This is a genomic window from Microbispora sp. GKU 823 (assembly GCF_002027145.1).
Classification (GTDB): Bacteria; Actinomycetota; Actinomycetes; order Streptosporangiales; family Streptosporangiaceae; genus Microbispora; species Microbispora siamensis.
On the sequence record NZ_MWJN01000063.1, the window covers coordinates 19,730 to 35,847 of the forward strand.

A 16,118-nucleotide genomic window follows, 5' to 3' on the forward strand; every position below is an offset into this window, starting at 1 on the left:
GGTTGCGACTTTGGTGGCAGCCACGGTTTCTTTACCACTAGTATCCCTGACACCGGACGTCACAACCGGTACGCCTAATCCCGGGCGCCCGCCCGGGAGCCGGGGACCCAACCACGCACCTGGGGTCAAGGCAGTCGCCTGCCCGGGCTTCTCCAGCCCGAACCCGTCAGCTAACCCGGTCGGCAGATGGAGAGGAGTGGGCTCTGCCCCGCGCGTTCCCCCTGGCTCTCGGCGCGCTCGCCTCCGCCGTCCTCGTGTTCGGCGCGGCCACCCCTGGCGCCGCCGACCCCAAACCGACGGAGAAGCAGCTCAAGAAGGAGCTGTCGGACCTACGCAAGAAGGTCGACCGGCTGATCGGCGACTACAACGCCAAACGCGTCGCCCTCGCCAAGGCCCGCGTCGAGGAGAAGGCGGCCCGCGGCCGGCTGGCCAAGGCCGAGGCCGACTACGAGGCCGCCAGCGACGCCGTACGGCGGATGGCCGGGCTGCGCTACCAGACCGAGAGCGCGATGGCGCTGCCCGACATGAACACCGCCGCGCTGAACTACCAGCTCAAGGAGGAGCAGGCCGCCAGGCTCGCCCGCTTCGACCAGGTCCGCGCCGAACGGCAGCAGGCCGCGGACGCCGCCAAGACGCTGACCGAACAGCTCAAGGCGCAGGCCGCCGAGGTCGCCGGACAGCGCGAGGACGCCGAGGATCTCATCGACGAGATCAAGGACAAGCTCGACGCGCTGATCCCGATCGCGCCGGGCAAGCGCGCGGGCGGGTCGTGGGCGCCGGAGCTGCCCAGCGGCTCCGACAACATCACCCCCCGGATGCGGCTCATGCGCACGGAGGTCGAAAAGCACTTCGACCTGCGGTTTCCGGTCGGCTGCTACCGGGCCGAGAACAGCGGCGAGCACCCCCTCGGGCGCGCCTGCGACTTCATGATGAGCTCGGGCGGCGCCATGCCTTCCCCCGAGATGAAGGCGTTCGGCGACAGCCTGGCCGCCTGGGCCATCAAGAACGGGCCGAAGCTGGGCGTGATGTACGTGATCTGGCAGCAGCGCATCTACAACCTCGGCCATCCGGGCTGGCGGACCATGTCCGACCGCGGCAGCATCACCGCCAACCACTACGACCACGTGCACATCTCGATGTACTGACGCCGGGGCTCTCGTCGGCAGGCGAACGAGAAGGGCGGATCGGGTTATCGTCCTGCCATGAAGGACGAGCCTCCCCCGCCCCTGCTGGCCAATCGATGGGCCGACGCTGCCGGCGAAGGCGGGCCGGGGGCCGGCAGGGAGATATGCAGGTGTTTCGACCAACACAGGGTTCGCCAAGACAGGGTTCGTCCGCCGCACCTTGTGCGCTTCCATCCTGAGCGTCAGGACACTGCGTCCCCTGGCTGGCGACATCTGCTCGAGCTCGTAGAAGAAGCGGCGGCGGACGGCCGCGAGGTGTTCCGTCCTCTTGTCGAACTCAGCCCGGCCGAGCAGCGTCAGATCGTCACGTTGCCTCCGACCATCGCCAAACTCACCGAGGTCAAGCACTTGGTGCTCTACGGCAGTAACCTCGTGCGAATCCCCCCGGAGATCGGCTCGATGACCAATCTGCGGGAGTTCAGCCCTTACACGTCGCATCGCCTCCACTGGTTCCCGTACGAGCTGACCAGGTGCCGGCGGCTGAAGGCCGGCACGGTCAGCACCCGCTCGCTTTACGGCAACCTCAAGGTGCGAGCGCCGTTTCCTCCGCTCCAGCCGGGCAGAGCATCGACCCGGGACCTCGATCTCCTCGGCCTCGACCCTGGAGTGTGGGGCACCGACGTGATCCGCGCGTGCAGCGTCTGCGACCGGCCTATCGCCGAAGGCGGGCTTCACCAGGTGTGGATCTCATTACGGGTCGGCACCGACACCGTGCCGCTGCTGGTGAACGCCTGCTCACCGGCCTGCATCGACGCCCTTCCTGCTCCTCCAGATGGCTACCTGCCCACGCCGCACACCGGCGGGCCGGGCATGTGGCGAAAGCGGGGTGACCACCGTGCCTGACCTCACGGCGGACCTGTTCGTGTCGCTGGACGGCTTCGCCGCCGGCGTGGACGTGGGGGCCTTCTTCGGCTATCCGGGGCCCGGCCTCGACGCCTGGATACGCGAGGCGACCGAGCAGCCGCACCTGATGCTCATGGGTCGCGTCACCTATGAGGCGCTCGCGGCGATCTCGTCCGCGGCCGCCGACGAGGCGAGCACCCGGATGAACGACCTGCCGAAGGCCGTCTTCTCCAACACCCTGCGGGAGCCGCTCGCCTGGAAGAACACCCGGCTCGTGCGCGGTGACCTCGCCGAGCGGGTCAGGGCGCTCAAGCGGGAGTCGGCCGTGCCGCTGCGCTCGATCGGCAGCCTCACGCTGGTCAGAAGCCTGATGGAGCTCGGGCTGGTCGACCGGCTGCGGGTGATGGTCTTTCCCCTCACGCTGGGCGGCGACGGCCGGGAGCCCGCCTACGCCGGCTACCCCCGGACGGGGCTGGAACTGGCCGGCAGCAAGGTCCTCGACTCGCGCATCGTCCTGCTCGAATACCGGCCGGCAGGCCCAAAATGATGTGACTCCGCGCCGCGGCTCGGGGCAGGATGCCGGAATGACCGACACACGTATCGATCCCCCTGTCGCCGCGGACGAGCGCGCGATGCTGCGCGCCTGGCTGGACTGGCACCGTGAGACTCTCGCGGTGAAGTGCCAGGGCCTCACGGAGGAGCAGCTGCGGCTGCGCTCCGTGCCTCCCTCCAGCATGTCGCTGCTCGGCCTCGTACGGCACCTGGCCGACGTCGAGCGGGCCTGGTTCCGGCGGCGGCTCAACGGCGAGGACCTCGGCGGCATCTACTACAGCGACGACGACCCGGACGGCGAGTTCGACAACGTGGACACCGCGTCCGCGGAGGAGGCCTTCGCGACCTGGCGCGCGGAGATCGAGCACGCGCGTGCGGCCGAGGATGCCTGCGCCGACCTGGACGCGCTGGCGAAGGCGGACCGCCAGGGAGTCCGCCACTCGCTGCGCTGGATCATGTGCCACATGATCGAGGAGTACGCCCGCCACAACGGCCACGCCGATCTGCTGCGTGAGCGCATCGACGGGGCGACGGGCGAATAGGCTCCCGCCCGGCGGGGCTCAGCCGGACAGGCGGACCGGGTTGACGAGGTCGGCGTAGATGAGAAGGCCGCCCATGACGACCAGCAGGGCCGCCATGACGTACGTCAGCGGGAGCGCCTTGGCCACGTCCACGTAACCGGGGGCGGGCCGGCGGCGCACCCGCGCCAAGACCCGCTTGACGCCCTCCCACAGGCCGCCGGCGATGTGCCCGCCGTCCAGCGGCAGCAGCGGGATGAGGTTGAACATGCCCACCGCGAGGTTCAGCAAGGCCAGCAGGTTGATGAAGATCTCGATCTTGTTCTCGACCGGGAGGTCCGAGGCGGCGATCTCACCGCCGATGCGGCCCGCCCCCACGATGCCGATCGGCCCGTTCGGGTCGCGCTTCTCGCCCGAGAAGGCGGCGTTCCACACGCCGACCATCTTCTTGGGGATGTTGACCATCGCGACGGCGGTGCGCTCGGTCAGGTCCCACATCTGCCCGACGACGTAGCCGGGGCCCTTCTTCTCGACGACGACGGTCGGGCTCACGCCCAGGAAGCCGACGTTCTTCTCTACCTTGTCCGGGTCGGCCAGCGAGGGCATGTCCTGCGCGATCAGGTCGACCTTCACGTCGGTCCGCTGCCCGCCCCGCTCGATGCCGAGCGTCGTCGCCCCCGCGCCGTGCTCCCGGATCAGCCGCTGCGCGTTCTCCCAACTGGTCACCGGCGCGCCGCCGATGGCGACGATGCGGTCGCCGGGCCGCAGTCCCGCCTTGGCGGCGGGCGTCAGGGGGTCGCCATCGCGGCAGTCGCGGTGCCCCGCCTCCGCGGCCGGGATGGCGCACTTGGACACCGAGGACACGACCGGCGTCTGCTCGCGCACGCCGAACCCCATCATCACGACCGCGAACAGCACGAACGCGAGCACGAAGTTCATCGCCGGGCCGCCGGTCATGATGATGACCTTCTGCCACCAGGGCTTGCGGTAGAAGACCCGGTTCTCGTCGCCCGGCCGGATCTCCTCGGACGCGACCGCCCGCGCGTTCTCGATGAGGCCCTGCCAGGGACCGGTGGAGACGCTGCGCAGCTTGCCGGGCTCGTCCGAGGGGCGCGGCGGCAGCATGCCGATCATGCGGATGTAGCCGCCGAGCGGGACCCACTTCACGCCGTACTCGGTCTCGCCCCGCCTGCGCGACCACATCGTGGGCCCGAAGCCGACCATGTATTGGGTCACGCGGACGCCGAAGAGCTTGGCGGGCACGAGGTGCCCGATCTCGTGAAGCGCGATCGAGACGAGCAGACCGACGAAGAGGATCACGAATCCGGCCACGAAGAGCCAGCTCATCAGCGCGTACCCCCGAATCGGAGAAGGTGCCCTGGCAGACGAAGCACCCTTCGAGCGTAGCCCACCCGCACGAGGGTGAAGACTTTTCCGGCGCGGGTTCGGCTTGCCCGTGTGTGACCGATTGGGGACACTTCGTTGACAGTACGGAGTTGGTCGATCACCCTTTGAGAGACGTCCAGAGGGGAGAACCTTGATCCGGATCCTGGTGGCCGAACACCTTCCGTTGGTACGGCGAGGCCTGGTCGCGTCCCTTGACGGAGAGGACGATCTGCGGGTGGTCGCGGACGTCGGGTCGGGCGAGGACATCCTGCCCGCGGCCCTGGACGTGCGGCCGGACGCCGCCGTCATCGACGCGGACCTGCCCGGAGTGGACGGGCTCAACGCGGCCGCGCGGCTGGGAGAGAAGGCGCCACGCTGCCGCGTGATGCTGCTGTCGGCGCAGCCCAGTCCGGGTCACGTCAAGCGGGCCTTCGCGGCGGGCGTCCTGGGCTACCTGAGCATCGAGGTGGCCCCCGAGCAGCTCGCCGACGGCATCCGCCGGATGGTCGCCGGACGCCGGGTGGTCGACTCCGAGCTGGCGGTCGCCGCGCTGGAGGCCGCCGACTGCCCGCTGACGCCGAGGGAGCACGAGGTCCTGCGGCTCGCGGCGGGGGGCGCGCGGTCGAAGGACATCGCCGCCGAGCTGGGCCTGTCCGTCGGCACCGTGCGAAATCACCTGTCGCGCATCCTCGTCAAGACCGGAGCGCGCAACCGCGTCGACGCCGTCAGGATCGCCACCGACTCCGGCTGGCTGTAGGAGCTCAGGGGCGCCAGATCAGGACGAGCGCGCAGTCGTCGTTGTGGCCGGAGGACATCGACTGGACGAGCTGCCGGGCCTTGTCGCGGAATCCCGACGGCAGCAGCCGCTCGGCCTCGCCCAGCAACCGGTCGAGCCCGGCGTCGATGTCCCGGCCGGCTGCTCGATCAGCCCGTCGGTGAACAGCATGAGAGCGTCGCCCTTGCGCAGCACCCCGCTGTCGGTCTCACAGGCCAGGTCGGGCACCACGCCGAGCACGACGCCCTTCGCGGTGGAGACCCGCCACGTGCCCGAGCCGGAGTCGAACCGGACGACGGGCGGATGCCCGGCCGAGGTGATGGTGTACTCCCCCGTGGACAGGTCGAGCTCCAGGTGGACGGCGGTCACGAACCCCTCGTCGCCGAGCTGGCGGTGCAGGTAGGAGTTGCACGCGACGAGGAAGTCGTCCACCGAGCCGAGCAGGCCGCCGAAGGTGCCCGACAGCATGAGCGCGCGGGTTCCCGCGTCCACGCCCTTGCCGGACACGTCGACGACCGCCACCTGGACCCGGTCGCCCTCCCTCATCGAGACGACGAAGTCGCCGCCGAACGACGATCCTCCCGCCTGCTTCAGCACCACCTTGCCGCCCCAGTCCTTGGGCAGCGGCGGCAGCTCGCTCTGCCGCTTCAGCCGGTCACGCAGCTCCAGCAGCATCGCGTCGCCGCGCAGCCCCTGGACGCCGAGCTTGCCCCGCGTACGCGCCATCATCCAGGCCAGCGCGGCGGTGAAGGCCATAGTGATCAGCAGGCCGGGGCCGACGCTGAGCACTCCCCTGACCGGTCCCATGTACGCCAGGGATGCCACCACCACGCACAGCAGGATCGCGAGGCTGCGCAGCCGGAGCTGGAGCCCGCCGATCAGCGTGAAGAGGATCAGCAGCGAGGGCGAGAACCAGTACGGCGACACCTCCGCGTCGAGCACGCCGATCACGACGGTGAGCACGACGAGAGCGATGAGGAGGTACCGGTCCTTCGACCAAACTTTCCTGACAAAACGGACCAACGGCACCAGGAGCGGCACGCGCGCCAGGAGCGCGCGGAGCCGAGGAGGGATCAGCGGCGCCGGACGGGAAGTCATGATGGCCTCGACTGTATCCGGACATCCCAGGTGGCGGCACCTGCTTGACCAACGTCTAGATCATCCGGCACGGATATTGGGTCGCCTCGCGCGGCGGCCCGCTTCTACGGTGTCTCGATGAGCATCACCGTGCGCCCCATCGAGGAATCCGAGTGGCCGGCCTTCGTCGCCGTCGATTACGAGGCGTTCAGCGCCACCTATCCCGTGGAGATCGCTGACCGGTGGCGCGAGGTCCTGGAAGTCGACCGGCTGCTGTCCGCCTTCGACGGCGACCTGATGGTCGGCTGCGCCGCCACGTTGTCCTTCGAGATGACGGTCCCCGGCAGGCTGATCCCCGTGGCCGGCGTCACGTCGGTGGGTGTGCTCCCCTCGCATCGCCGCCGCGGCGTGCTGACCGCGCTGATGACCCGGCAGCTGCACGGCCTGCACGAGGAGGGCCGTGAGGCCGTCGCCGCGCTTTACGCCAGCCAGGCGGCCATCTACGGGCGTTTCGGGTACGGCAGGGCCGCCGACACCCTGAACTTCCGCATCCCCACCAACGGCTCGGCCTTCACGCGCTCGGCCCCCGCCGACCCGGCGCTGCGCCTGCGCGTGGCCGGCCCCGCCGACGCACTTGCCGATCTCCGGCGGATCTACGACGCCGTACGGCCCGGCCGTCCGGGCATGTACGCGAGGTCCGACGGATACTGGCGGACCGAGATCCTCCCGGACACCGAGCACGACCGGGGCGGGATGGGCCCGCTGCGCTGCCTGATCGCGGAGGACGCGACGGGAGCGCGCGGCTACGCGCTGTTCCGGGCGAAGGCCGGATGGGACGAGCACGGCGTGCCGGACGGGGAGGTCCGGCTCCTGGAGTTGTTCGCCTCCGACCCCGCGGCGTACGCGCTGGTCTGGCGCGGCGTCCTCGACCGGGACCTGTGCACGGTCGTCCACGCCCAGCGGCGGCCGGTGGACGACCCGATCGCGCACCTGCTGGCCGAACCCCGCCAGCTGCACGCGGGCTGGTTCGACGACCTGTGGATCCGCTTGGTGGACGTGGACCGGGCCCTGGCCTCCCGCGCGTACGCGGCCCCGGCCGACCTGGTGCTGGACGTCCAGGACGAGTTCTGCCCGTGGAACGCCGGGCGCCGGCGCCTCGTCACCGACAAGGCGTCCTGCGAACCGACCGGCGCGCCCGCCGACCTCACGCTGCCGGTCGACGTGCTGGGCGCGGCGTACCTCGGCGGGCGGTCCCTGCGGGCGGCGGCGGACGCCGGGCTGGTGCGGGAGCACGGCCGGGGGCCCTGCGCGAGCTGTCGGCCGCGATGGCGTGGGACCCGGCCCCCTGGGGCTGCCGGGTGTTCTGAGCCGCGCCGCCGACAGCCGGGACGTAGGCTTCAGAGCATGGCGCTGCAGAGTTTGCAGATCACCGCGATCACGGCCATGCGGGCCCGCGACGTGTCCCGGCCTACGCCGGAGCAGCAGGAGGCCGCCGACGAGCGGCCACTGCGCGACGAGACGCCCCGGCGGGAGCCCCGCCGGGGACGCGACAGGGACACCCGCCAGGCGCAGGGCTAGACGGGATTCAGGCGGGATTCAGGCGGGCAGCGGCGGCAGTTCGCCGGTGGCCTCGTAGTCGGCGAGCTGGCGGATCCGCCGGGCGTGCCGCTCGGCCCCCGAGAACGGCGTGGCCAGGAAGAGCCCGACGAACCTGACGGCCTCCTCCGGCGTGTGCTGCCGGGCGCCCAGGCTGATCACATTGGCGTCGTTGTGCTCGCGGGCCAGCTTCGCCGTGTCCTCGTTCCAGGCGAGGGCCGCGCGCACCCCCCGCACCTTGTTGGCGGCGATCTGCTCGCCGTTCCCCGAGCCGCCGATCACCACCCCGAGGCTGCCCGCGTCGCCGGCCACCCCCTGCGCGGCGCGCAGCACGAACGGCGGGTAGTCGTCCTCCGCGTCGTAGACGTGGGGACCGCAGTCCTCCACCTCGTGGCCCTGCTCCTTCAGCCAGGAGACAAGGTGATTCTTCAGCTCGTAGCCGGCATGGTCGGCACCGATGTAGACACGCACGACAGAAGTTTCCCAGAAGGCCTCTGGCGGAGACGACCCCGGGCTCCACTAAAGTAATAGCCGAGATGGGCCTCCGTCCCTTACACCCTCCGGCCTGACAGGAGTGTCATGCGCGAGCTTCGCTATGTCGGCGACCCGGTCCTGCGTACCCCCGCAGAACCGGTGACGGACTTCGACCGCGAGCTGCGCCGGCTGATCGACGAGATGTTCGCGGTCATGTACCAGGCCGACGGCGTCGGGCTCGCCGGGCCGCAGATCGGCGTGGGCCGGCGGCTGTTCGTCTACGACATCAGCAACCGCAAGGGCCACGTGATCAACCCGGAGCTGACGATCGACGACCCCGAGCAGGTCGTCGAGGAGGAGGGCTGCCTGTCGGTGCCCGGCAAGGAGACCGGCAAGCCGCTGTACGCCCCGACCCCCCGCGCCGCCGGGGTCACGCTGCGCGGGGTCGACAAGCTCGGCCGGCCCGTCGCCGTCAAGGCCCGCGGCATGCTCGCCCGGTGCTTCCAGCACGAGTTCGACCACCTCGAGGGCGCGCTGTACGTCGACCGGCTGGGCAAGGACGAGCGCCGCAAGATCCTCCTGCAGGCGCCCTGACGTCCTACAGCTGGATGGCCTTGACCTCCAGGAACTCCTCCAGGCCGAACTCGCCGAGCTCACGGCCGACCCCGGAGTGCTTGTAGCCGCCGAACGGCGCCATCATGTTGAACCGGCCGCCGTTGACCGCCACCTGCCCGGTGCGCAGGCGGCGCGCGACCGCGAGCGCCTTGTCCTCGGAGCCCGCCCACACCGCCCCCGACAGCCCGTACGGCGTGCCGTTGGCGATCTCGACGGCCTCGTTCTCCGACGCGAACGGGATGATCGACAGCACCGGCCCGAAGATCTCCTCCTGCTCGATCGACATGCCGGGCGACACGCCCGCGAAGATCGCGGGCTCGACGTAGTAACCCCGTTCCATGGGGTTGTCGGTCCCGCCGAGCACGAGCCGGGCGCCCTCCTCCTGGCCGCGGTTGATGTACCTGACGACCCGGTCGCGCTGCGCGGCGGACACCAGCGGTCCGAGGCGCGTGCCCTCGGCGAACGGATCGCCGGGGACGTAGGCGCCGGCCGCCTCCACGGCGAGCCGCACGGCCTCGTCGTACTGGTCCCAGTGGACGAGCATCCGGGTCAGCGCCGAGCAGGTCTGGCCCGAGTTGAGGTAGGCGCCCGCGACCCCGTTCTTCACCGCCTTCTCCAGGTCGGCGTCGGGGAGGATGATGTTCGCCGACTTGCCGCCCAGCTCCAGGGCCACCCGCTTGACCGTCTCGGCCGCGAGGGCCGCGACCCGGCGGCCGGCCCTGGTGGACCCGGTGAACGACACCATGTCCACGTCCGGGTGGGCGGCGATGGCCTCGCCGACCACTGGCCCGTACCCGCTGACCATGTTGAACACGCCGGGCGGCAGGCCGACCTCGTGGAAGATGTCGGCCAGCGCGTACGCAGCGAGCGGCGCGACCTCGCTCGGCTTGAGCACGACGGTGCAGCCGGCCGCGAGGGCCGGGGCCACCTTGCACACGACCTGGTGGAGCGGGTAGTTCCACGGCGTGATCGCGCCGACCACGCCGACGGGCTCCCGCACGACGAGCGAGTTGCCCACGCGGCCGCCGTCGAACTCGTACCGCTTGGCGAGGTCGGCGTAGGAGGCCAGCACCTCGGCGGGCATCAGCGTCTGCACCTTCAACGCGAGCGTGAGCGGGGCGCCCATGTCGGTGGCGATCGTCGCCGCGATCTCCTTGGCACGCTCCTGCAGCAGCCCGGCCGCCGCCCCCAGGAACGCGGCGCGTTCGGCCGGTTCCAGGGCCGACCAGGACGGGAAGGCGGCGCGGGCGGCGGCGACGGCGGACTCGACGTCGGCGGGCGCCCCGGCGGGCACCCGGTCCACGACCTCCTCGGTCGCGGGGTTGACGACGTCGACGGCCTCGCGGGAGGAGGACGGGACCCAGGCTCCGTTCACGTAGAGGTGACGCATGTCACTCATCCTTGCGCCTCCGCTGTCAGATGGCGAGCCTTCCAGCGGAAACCTTTCCGGTCGGTTCACGCGAGGGTGAAGGAGCCTGTGAAGTCTCAGGTGAAGATCGGGTCGCGGGTCCTCGACCTCTTCAGCTCGAAGAAGCCGTCGGTGCCGGCGACGAGCAGGACGCCGTCCCACAGGCGCGCGGCGGCCTCACCCCTGGGGATGGGCGAGACGACGGGGCCGAAGAACGCCGCGCCCTCGACGGCGATGACCGGCGTGCCGACCTCCTGGCCGACCAGGTCGATGCCCTCGTTGTGCGAGCGCCGGATCGCCTCGTCGTACTCGTCCGAGTCGTGCGCGGCCACCAGCGCGGGGTCGAGCCCGGCGGCCGTGAGGGCCTCGGCGATCGTGTCCCGGTCGCGCTCGCGCCCCTCGTCGTGGAAGCGCCGGCCGATCTCGGTGTAGAGGCCGCCGAGGACCTCCTCGCCGTACTTGTCCGCGGCGGCGGCCACCACCCGTACGGCGCCGAGCGTCTGCTTGACCCGCTCGCGGTAGTCGTCGGGGATGTCCTTGTCCTCGTTGAGCACCGCCAGGCTCATGATGTGCCAGCGCACGTCGATGGGACGGAGCGCGGCGACCTCGTGGATCCAGCGTGACGTGATCCACGCCCAGGGGCAGGCGGGGTCGAACCAGAAATCGACAAGCTTTCGGTCGGACACTGTGACACCCTCTCGAACGGACTATGGTTCCCTCGGTCGTCAACCCGGGCAAGAAATCTCCTATTCCAGGTAGGAGCGATCTCGAATCCGCCTTGTCGCCGCGACGTGGCAGGATTCATGCAATCCCTGACGCGACGGGGCGGCGGGGATCGGGGGCGTTGATCATGTGATGAGGAGCGGGTGTGGCAGGGAATCTGACACGGGACGAGGCCCGGGAGCGTGCTCGGCTGCTCTCCGTCCAGTCCTACCAGGTCGAACTCGACCTGACGGAGGGCGAGGAGCGGTTCGAGAGCATCACGACGGTCCACTTCACGTCGGACCGCGAGGGGGCGGACACGTTCATCGACCTGCACGGCGCGCACGTGCGGAAGGTCGTACTCAACGGCAGGGAGCTGGACGTCAGCACCTACGACGCCGAGAAGGGCCGCATCCCGCTGCCGGGGCTGGCCGGGCACAACGAGCTGCGCGTGGACGCCGACTGCTCCTACATGCGCACCGGTGAGGGCCTGCACCGCTTCGTCGACCCCGTGGACCAGCAGGTCTACCTGCACAGCCAGTTCGAGACGGCCGACGCGCACCGGATGTACGCCTGCTTCGACCAGCCGGACCTCAAGGCGACCTTCGAGCTGACCGTCCTCGCCCCCGGCGACTGGGAGGTGGTGTCCAACGCCGCTCCCGACGCGGTCGAGCCGCTGGAGGAGCACCGCGGGCGGCACGGCACGCTGCAGGCGGCCAAGCGCTGGCACTTCCCGCCGACCCCCGTCATGTCGACGTACATCACGGCCCTCATCGCCGGGCCGTACACGGTCGTGCGGGACGAGCACGACGGGATCCCGCTCGGGATCTACGTGCGGCGCTCGCTCGCGCAGTACCTCGACCCCGAGAACATCTTCGAGGTCACCAAGCAGGGCTTCGACTTCTTCCACCGCGTCTTCGGCCTGCGCTACCCCTTCGGCAAGTACGACCAGCTGTTCGTGCCGGAGTTCAACGCGGGGGCCATGGAGAACGCGGGCGCGGTGACGTTCCTGGAGGACTACGTCTTCCGCTCGCGCGTGACCGACGCGATTATCGAGCGCCGCGCGGAGACGATCCTGCACGAGATGGCGCACATGTGGTTCGGCGACCTCGTCACCATGCGCTGGTGGGACGACCTGTGGCTGAACGAGTCGTTCGCCACCTACATGTCCGTGCTGTGCCAGGCCGAGGCCACCCGCTGGGGCCAGGGCGCCTGGACGACGTTCGCCAACGTCGAGAAGGCGTGGGCCTACCGGCAGGACCAGCTGCCCTCCACCCACCCCATCGCCGCCGACATCCCGGACATGCAGGCCGTCGAGGTCAACTTCGACGGCATCACGTACGCCAAGGGCGCCTCGGTGCTCAAGCAGCTCGTCGCGTACGTGGGGCTCGACAACTTCCTCGCCGGGGTGCGCGACTACTTCAACGAGCACGCCTGGAAGAACACCACCCTGCAGGACCTGCTGTCGGCGCTGGAGCGCACCTCCGGGCGCGACCTGTCGTCCTGGTCCAAGGAGTGGCTGGAGACCTCGGGCGTCAACACGCTGCGGCCGTCGTTCACGACCGACGACGAGGGCCGGTTCCTGAGCTTCGACGTGCTGCAGGAGGCCACGCAGGAGCACCCGACGCTGCGCTCGCACCGGGTGGCCATCGGCCTCTACTCGCTGCGCGAGGGCGTCCTGACCAGGACCAAGCGGGTCGAGCTCGACATCGTCGGCGCGCGTACGGCCGTGCCCGAGCTGGTCGGCGAGGTCCAGCCCGACCTGGTGCTGGTGAACGACGACGACCTCACCTACGCCAAGATCCGGCTCGACGAGCGGTCGCTGCGCACCCTCGTCGGCGGCGGGATCACCGCGTTCACCGAGTCGCTGCCCCGCGCGCTGTGCTGGTCGGCCGCCTGGGACATGACGCGGGACGCCGAGATGGCCACCCGCGACTACGTCAAGCTGGTCGTCTCCGGCATCGACTCGGTGCGCGACATCACCGTCCTGCAGACCGTGCTGCGCCAGGCCCGCCAGGCCGTGCAGCAGTACGCCGACCCGGCGTGGCGGGCCGCCGGCCTGGCCGAGCTGGCCGGCGCGCTGCGCCGCCTCGTCGCGGCGGCCGAGCCGGGGTCGGACCACCAGCTCGCCTACGTCAACGCCCTCGCCGCGACCGCCACCTCGTCCGAGGACCTGGCGTTCCTCAAGGGCGTGCTCGACGGCACCGAGGTGCCCGAGGGCCTGACCGTCGACGCCGACCTGCGCTGGACGCTCATCCAGTCGCTCGTGTCGGGCGGCGTCCTCGGCGCCGGGGACATCGACGCGGAGCTGGCCAGGGACGCCACGGCGACCGGCGAGCGCTCGGCCGCCACCAGCCGGGCCTCGATCCCGACCCCGGAGGCCAAGGCCGAGACCTGGGCGACGATCGTGGGCGGCAAGCTGAGCGGCGCGCTGCTGCGCGCCACGATCCTCGGCTTCGTCGACCCGCAGCACCCCGAGCTGCTGGAGCCGTATGCCGACCGGTACTTCGAGGAGGTCGGGCGGATCTGGAGCGAGTGGACCTCCGACATGGCGCAGAACTTCGCCATCGGCTGCTACCCCGCGCTGCTGATCCGTCCGGAGACCGTGGCCCGCACGCAGGACCACATCAGCGCCAAGCAGCCGCCGCACGCGCTGCGGCGCCTGCTGCTGGAAGGCGCGGACGGCGTCAGCCGCGCGCTGCGCGCCCGGGCGCGGGACGCCTCCGCCTGATCCGCAGCCTGATCTGCGTCCTGATCCGCGGCCGGCCGCACGATCACGACCCCGAGGGCCCCGGCACACCGCCGGGGCCCTCGGGCGTGTCAGGGGACCGCGTGGCATGGAAGACGGCGGGAGCATGAAAGCGCGGCGCAAGCCCGGTGCAAGGCAGCGGCGGTGCCATGGGCGGGCCGGGCCGTTCACAGGGCGAACGGGCCGGGACTACCGTCCGTGCAGGAGGCCTCCATGATCACCATGATCGTCGTCCTCGCCGTCGTGGCCGTCCTCGTCGCGACGCTCGTCTCCGTCTACAACCGCCTCGTACGCACCCGCAACACCGTCGACAACGCCTGGGCGCAGATCGACGTGCAGCTCAAGCGCCGCTACGACCTGATTCCCAACCTCGTGGAGACCGTCAAGGGCTACGCCGCGCACGAGCGGGCCACGCTGGAGGCCGTCGTCGTGGCCCGCGCCCAGGCCATCGGCGCCCGGGGCCCCGAGGAGCAGGCGGCGGCCGAGAACATGCTGTCCGGCGCGCTGAAGAGCCTGTTCGCGGTGGCCGAGGCCTACCCCGACCTCAAGGCGAGCGCCAACTTCGCCGAGCTCCAGGAGGAGCTGGCCGCCACGGAGAACCGGATCGCCTACTCCCGGCAGTACTACAACGACGCCGTCCTGACCTACAACAACGCCATCCAGACGGTGCCCGCCAACATCGTGGCCGGCATGACCGGCTTCACGCCCCGCGAGTACTTCCGGCGCCGGCGAGGAGCGCGGGCCCGTGCAGGTCAGGTTCTGACCATGGGCGCCTGGATTGCCGCCGCGGCGGCGACCGGTCTGTGGCTGCTGCTCCTGCTCGCGCTCGCCGTGGCGACGAGGAACCCGGACGTCGAGCCGGGGCCGGCCACCGGGGAGCTCGCCGGCCAGCCCCCCGCGGTGGTCGACCTGATCACGGGCGACTGGCGGCTGTGCGACGAGGCGCCCTCGGCCACCCTGCTCGACCTGGCCGCCAGGGGCGTCGTGGCCGTCGAGGAGATCGGCCCGGAGCTGTCCCTCGTACGGCTGCGTGGAGAGCCCGGCGACCTGCGGCCGTACGAGCGGCTGGTCTACGACCACGTACGCTCGCTGGCCGTCGACGGCGTGGTGGCGACGGGGGCGCTGGCCGAGGGCTCGCGCGACCTCGGCCGGTGGTGGAAGAGCTTCCGCAAGAAGGTGATCGTCGAGGCGCGGGCGCAGGGCCTGTCCCGGCCGCGCTGGAGCAGGGCCCACGCGCTGCTCCTCGGCGTGGCGGCGGCCGTCCCCGCCGCGGCGATCGGCATCGCGGTCGCGGCCGACGACGCCCGCGCCAACCACGACGGCGGGCCCGGCGCGGCGATCGTCTCCTTCGCCCTGCTCGTGACGCTCATGGGCAGGCTGACGGGGAGCGCGGCACGGCCGAGGGGGCCAGGGCCGCCGCCCACTGGCTCGGCGTCCGCGAGCACCTGCGGGCGACCGGGCGGTTCGCCGAGCAGCCCGCCGCCTCGGTCACGATCTGGGGCCGCCACCTCGCGTACGCCGCCGCGCTCGGGCTCGCGCCGCGGGCCGTCAGGAGCCTTCCTGTCAGCACCCCGGCCGACGACAACCGGGCGTGGTCCGACTACGGCGGGATGTGGCACGTCGTGAACGTCCGCTACCCCTCACGCCTGCTGTGGGGGCGGCCGCCGGGAGCGACGATCCTGCGGGGCCTGGCGGCCGGCTGGTTCACCGGGTTCCCCACCTGGATCATCCTGGTGGTCGCCGCCGCCTTCGGCGTGTGGCCGGACGGGCTGGTCCTGCCCGCCGCCCTCGCCGTGGGCCTGGCGGTCGCCGGCCTGCCGGTCGTCCGCGCGATCTCCGACCTCGGCGGCGCGGCGACCGTGGAGGGCCAGGTCGTCCGGCTGCGCCGTTTCCCGGACGGCGGCAAGGCGAACGACACCTCCAAGTGGACGTACTGGTGCGCGATCGACGAAGGGGGCTCCCGCGAGGTCAGGGCCATGTGCCTGAGCGAGGAGATGTGGCTTCCCCTGCGGGAGGGCGACAGGGTGCGGGCCGTGGCAGGGCGCAGGCTCGGCTGGATCAGGCGGGTCGACGTGATCGAGGGCTCGCGCCTGCGGGACGCCGCCACCTACGACGACACCGGCGAATACGCGGTGGACGCGCCGGAGAACCTCGGCGAGGTGCGCGTCCTGCCCGACCGCCCGCCGGGCGCGTGGGATGGCCCGGCGGACGGCCGTCGCCGCCCTGAGTAGGGTCGTCA

Annotated in this window: 13 protein-coding genes, 3 pseudogenes and 1 riboswitch; of the genes and pseudogenes, 11 read left to right on the top strand and 5 right to left on the bottom strand. The window is 71.2% G+C overall.

Going from position 1 to position 16,118, the window contains the following annotated elements:
- Positions 1–61: 61 nt before the first annotated feature.
- Positions 62–199, top strand: a riboswitch (cyclic di-AMP (ydaO/yuaA leader).
- 55 nt (positions 200–254) lie between these two features.
- Genes B1L11_RS28210 through B1L11_RS28225 form a run of 4 tightly spaced genes read left to right on the top strand, consistent with a single transcriptional unit; the run spans position 255 to position 3,121 of the window.
- Positions 255–1,145: a hypothetical protein gene (locus B1L11_RS28210; RefSeq protein WP_143737610.1), complete on the top strand. Its 891-nt coding sequence runs from the start codon at positions 255–257 to the stop codon at positions 1,143–1,145.
- A gap of 57 nt (positions 1,146–1,202) precedes the next feature.
- A complete protein-coding gene (locus B1L11_RS28215) occupies positions 1,203–2,027 on the top strand; it encodes a hypothetical protein (protein WP_218671360.1) in 825 nt (274 codons plus the stop codon).
- Complete coding sequence (locus tag B1L11_RS28220) at positions 2,020–2,574, top strand: dihydrofolate reductase family protein (protein ID WP_179155359.1); 555 nt, start codon at positions 2,020–2,022, stop codon at positions 2,572–2,574. Before B1L11_RS28215 ends, B1L11_RS28220 begins: the two co-directional genes overlap by 8 nt.
- 37 nt (positions 2,575–2,611) lie before the next feature.
- Complete coding sequence (locus B1L11_RS28225; RefSeq protein WP_079317816.1) at positions 2,612–3,121, top strand: DinB family protein; 510 nt, start codon at positions 2,612–2,614, stop codon at positions 3,119–3,121.
- Between the two features lie 18 nt (positions 3,122–3,139).
- On the opposite strand, the gene B1L11_RS28230 is transcribed toward B1L11_RS28225, so the two are convergent.
- Positions 3,140–4,444: an RIP metalloprotease gene (locus B1L11_RS28230; protein ID WP_079317818.1), complete on the bottom strand. Its 1,305-nt coding sequence runs from the start codon at positions 4,442–4,444 to the stop codon at positions 3,140–3,142.
- A gap of 190 nt (positions 4,445–4,634) precedes the next feature.
- Between B1L11_RS28230 and B1L11_RS28235 the strand changes: the two genes are divergently transcribed.
- The gene (locus B1L11_RS28235) at positions 4,635–5,240 is read left to right on the top strand and encodes a response regulator transcription factor (protein WP_079317820.1); all 606 of its coding nucleotides are present in this window, start codon (positions 4,635–4,637) and stop codon (positions 5,238–5,240) included.
- 4 nt (positions 5,241–5,244) lie between these two features.
- Here B1L11_RS28235 and B1L11_RS28240 read toward each other — a convergent pair.
- Positions 5,245–6,356, bottom strand: a pseudogene (locus B1L11_RS28240) (PP2C family protein-serine/threonine phosphatase).
- A gap of 117 nt (positions 6,357–6,473) precedes the next feature.
- Here B1L11_RS28240 and B1L11_RS28245 point away from each other — a divergent pair.
- Positions 6,474–7,913: a GNAT family N-acetyltransferase gene (locus B1L11_RS28245; RefSeq protein WP_256862962.1), complete on the top strand. Its 1,440-nt coding sequence runs from the start codon at positions 6,474–6,476 to the stop codon at positions 7,911–7,913.
- Positions 7,914–7,931: 18 nt separating this feature from the next.
- Here B1L11_RS28245 and B1L11_RS28250 read toward each other — a convergent pair whose 3' ends face one another.
- A complete protein-coding gene (locus tag B1L11_RS28250) occupies positions 7,932–8,402 on the bottom strand; it encodes a ribose-5-phosphate isomerase (RefSeq protein ID WP_079317832.1) in 471 nt (156 codons plus the stop codon).
- Between the two features lie 108 nt (positions 8,403–8,510).
- Here B1L11_RS28250 and def point away from each other — a divergent pair, with 108 nt between their 5' ends.
- Positions 8,511–8,999, top strand: coding sequence for a peptide deformylase (gene def, locus B1L11_RS28255; RefSeq protein WP_079317834.1), 489 nt, complete (start codon positions 8,511–8,513; stop codon positions 8,997–8,999).
- A 4-nt stretch (positions 9,000–9,003) separates the two neighbouring features.
- On the opposite strand, the gene B1L11_RS28260 is transcribed toward def, so the two are convergent.
- Positions 9,004–10,410: an aldehyde dehydrogenase family protein gene (locus B1L11_RS28260; protein WP_079317836.1), complete on the bottom strand. Its 1,407-nt coding sequence runs from the start codon at positions 10,408–10,410 to the stop codon at positions 9,004–9,006.
- A gap of 95 nt (positions 10,411–10,505) precedes the next feature.
- The gene (locus tag B1L11_RS28265) at positions 10,506–11,114 is read right to left on the bottom strand and encodes a DsbA family protein (protein WP_079317838.1); all 609 of its coding nucleotides are present in this window, start codon (positions 11,112–11,114) and stop codon (positions 10,506–10,508) included.
- 182 nt (positions 11,115–11,296) lie between these two features.
- On the opposite strand from B1L11_RS28265, the gene pepN reads away from it, so the two are divergent.
- From pepN to B1L11_RS52140, 4 genes and pseudogenes are all read left to right on the top strand, one after another.
- Positions 11,297–13,861, top strand: coding sequence for an aminopeptidase N (gene pepN, locus B1L11_RS28270; RefSeq protein ID WP_079317852.1), 2,565 nt, complete (start codon positions 11,297–11,299; stop codon positions 13,859–13,861).
- Positions 13,862–14,101: 240 nt separating this feature from the next.
- Positions 14,102–14,551: pseudogene (locus B1L11_RS55230) on the top strand (LemA family protein); the annotation flags it as partial.
- A 482-nt stretch (positions 14,552–15,033) separates the two neighbouring features.
- Positions 15,034–15,375 (top strand): annotated as a pseudogene (locus B1L11_RS55235) (hypothetical protein); the annotation flags it as partial.
- Positions 15,376–15,501: 126 nt separating this feature from the next.
- A complete protein-coding gene (locus B1L11_RS52140; protein WP_256862964.1) occupies positions 15,502–16,110 on the top strand; it encodes a hypothetical protein in 609 nt (202 codons plus the stop codon).
- The last annotated feature ends 8 nt before the right edge of the window (positions 16,111–16,118 follow it).

Bases quoted from the DNA above. Each gene is read 5' to 3' on its own strand.
- B1L11_RS28215 (WP_218671360.1), top strand. From the start codon at position 1,203: ATGAAGGACGAGCCTCCCCCGCCCCTGCTGGCCAATCGATGGGCCGAC.
- B1L11_RS28225 (WP_079317816.1), top strand. From the start codon at position 2,612: ATGACCGACACACGTATCGATCCCCCTGTCGCCGCGGACGAGCGCGCG.
- B1L11_RS28230 (WP_079317818.1), bottom strand. From the start codon at position 4,444: ATGAGCTGGCTCTTCGTGGCCGGATTCGTGATCCTCTTCGTCGGTCTG.
- B1L11_RS28245 (WP_256862962.1), top strand. From the start codon at position 6,474: ATGAGCATCACCGTGCGCCCCATCGAGGAATCCGAGTGGCCGGCCTTC.
- def (WP_079317834.1), top strand. From the start codon at position 8,511: ATGCGCGAGCTTCGCTATGTCGGCGACCCGGTCCTGCGTACCCCCGCA.
- B1L11_RS28260 (WP_079317836.1), bottom strand. From the start codon at position 10,410: ATGCGTCACCTCTACGTGAACGGAGCCTGGGTCCCGTCCTCCTCCCGC.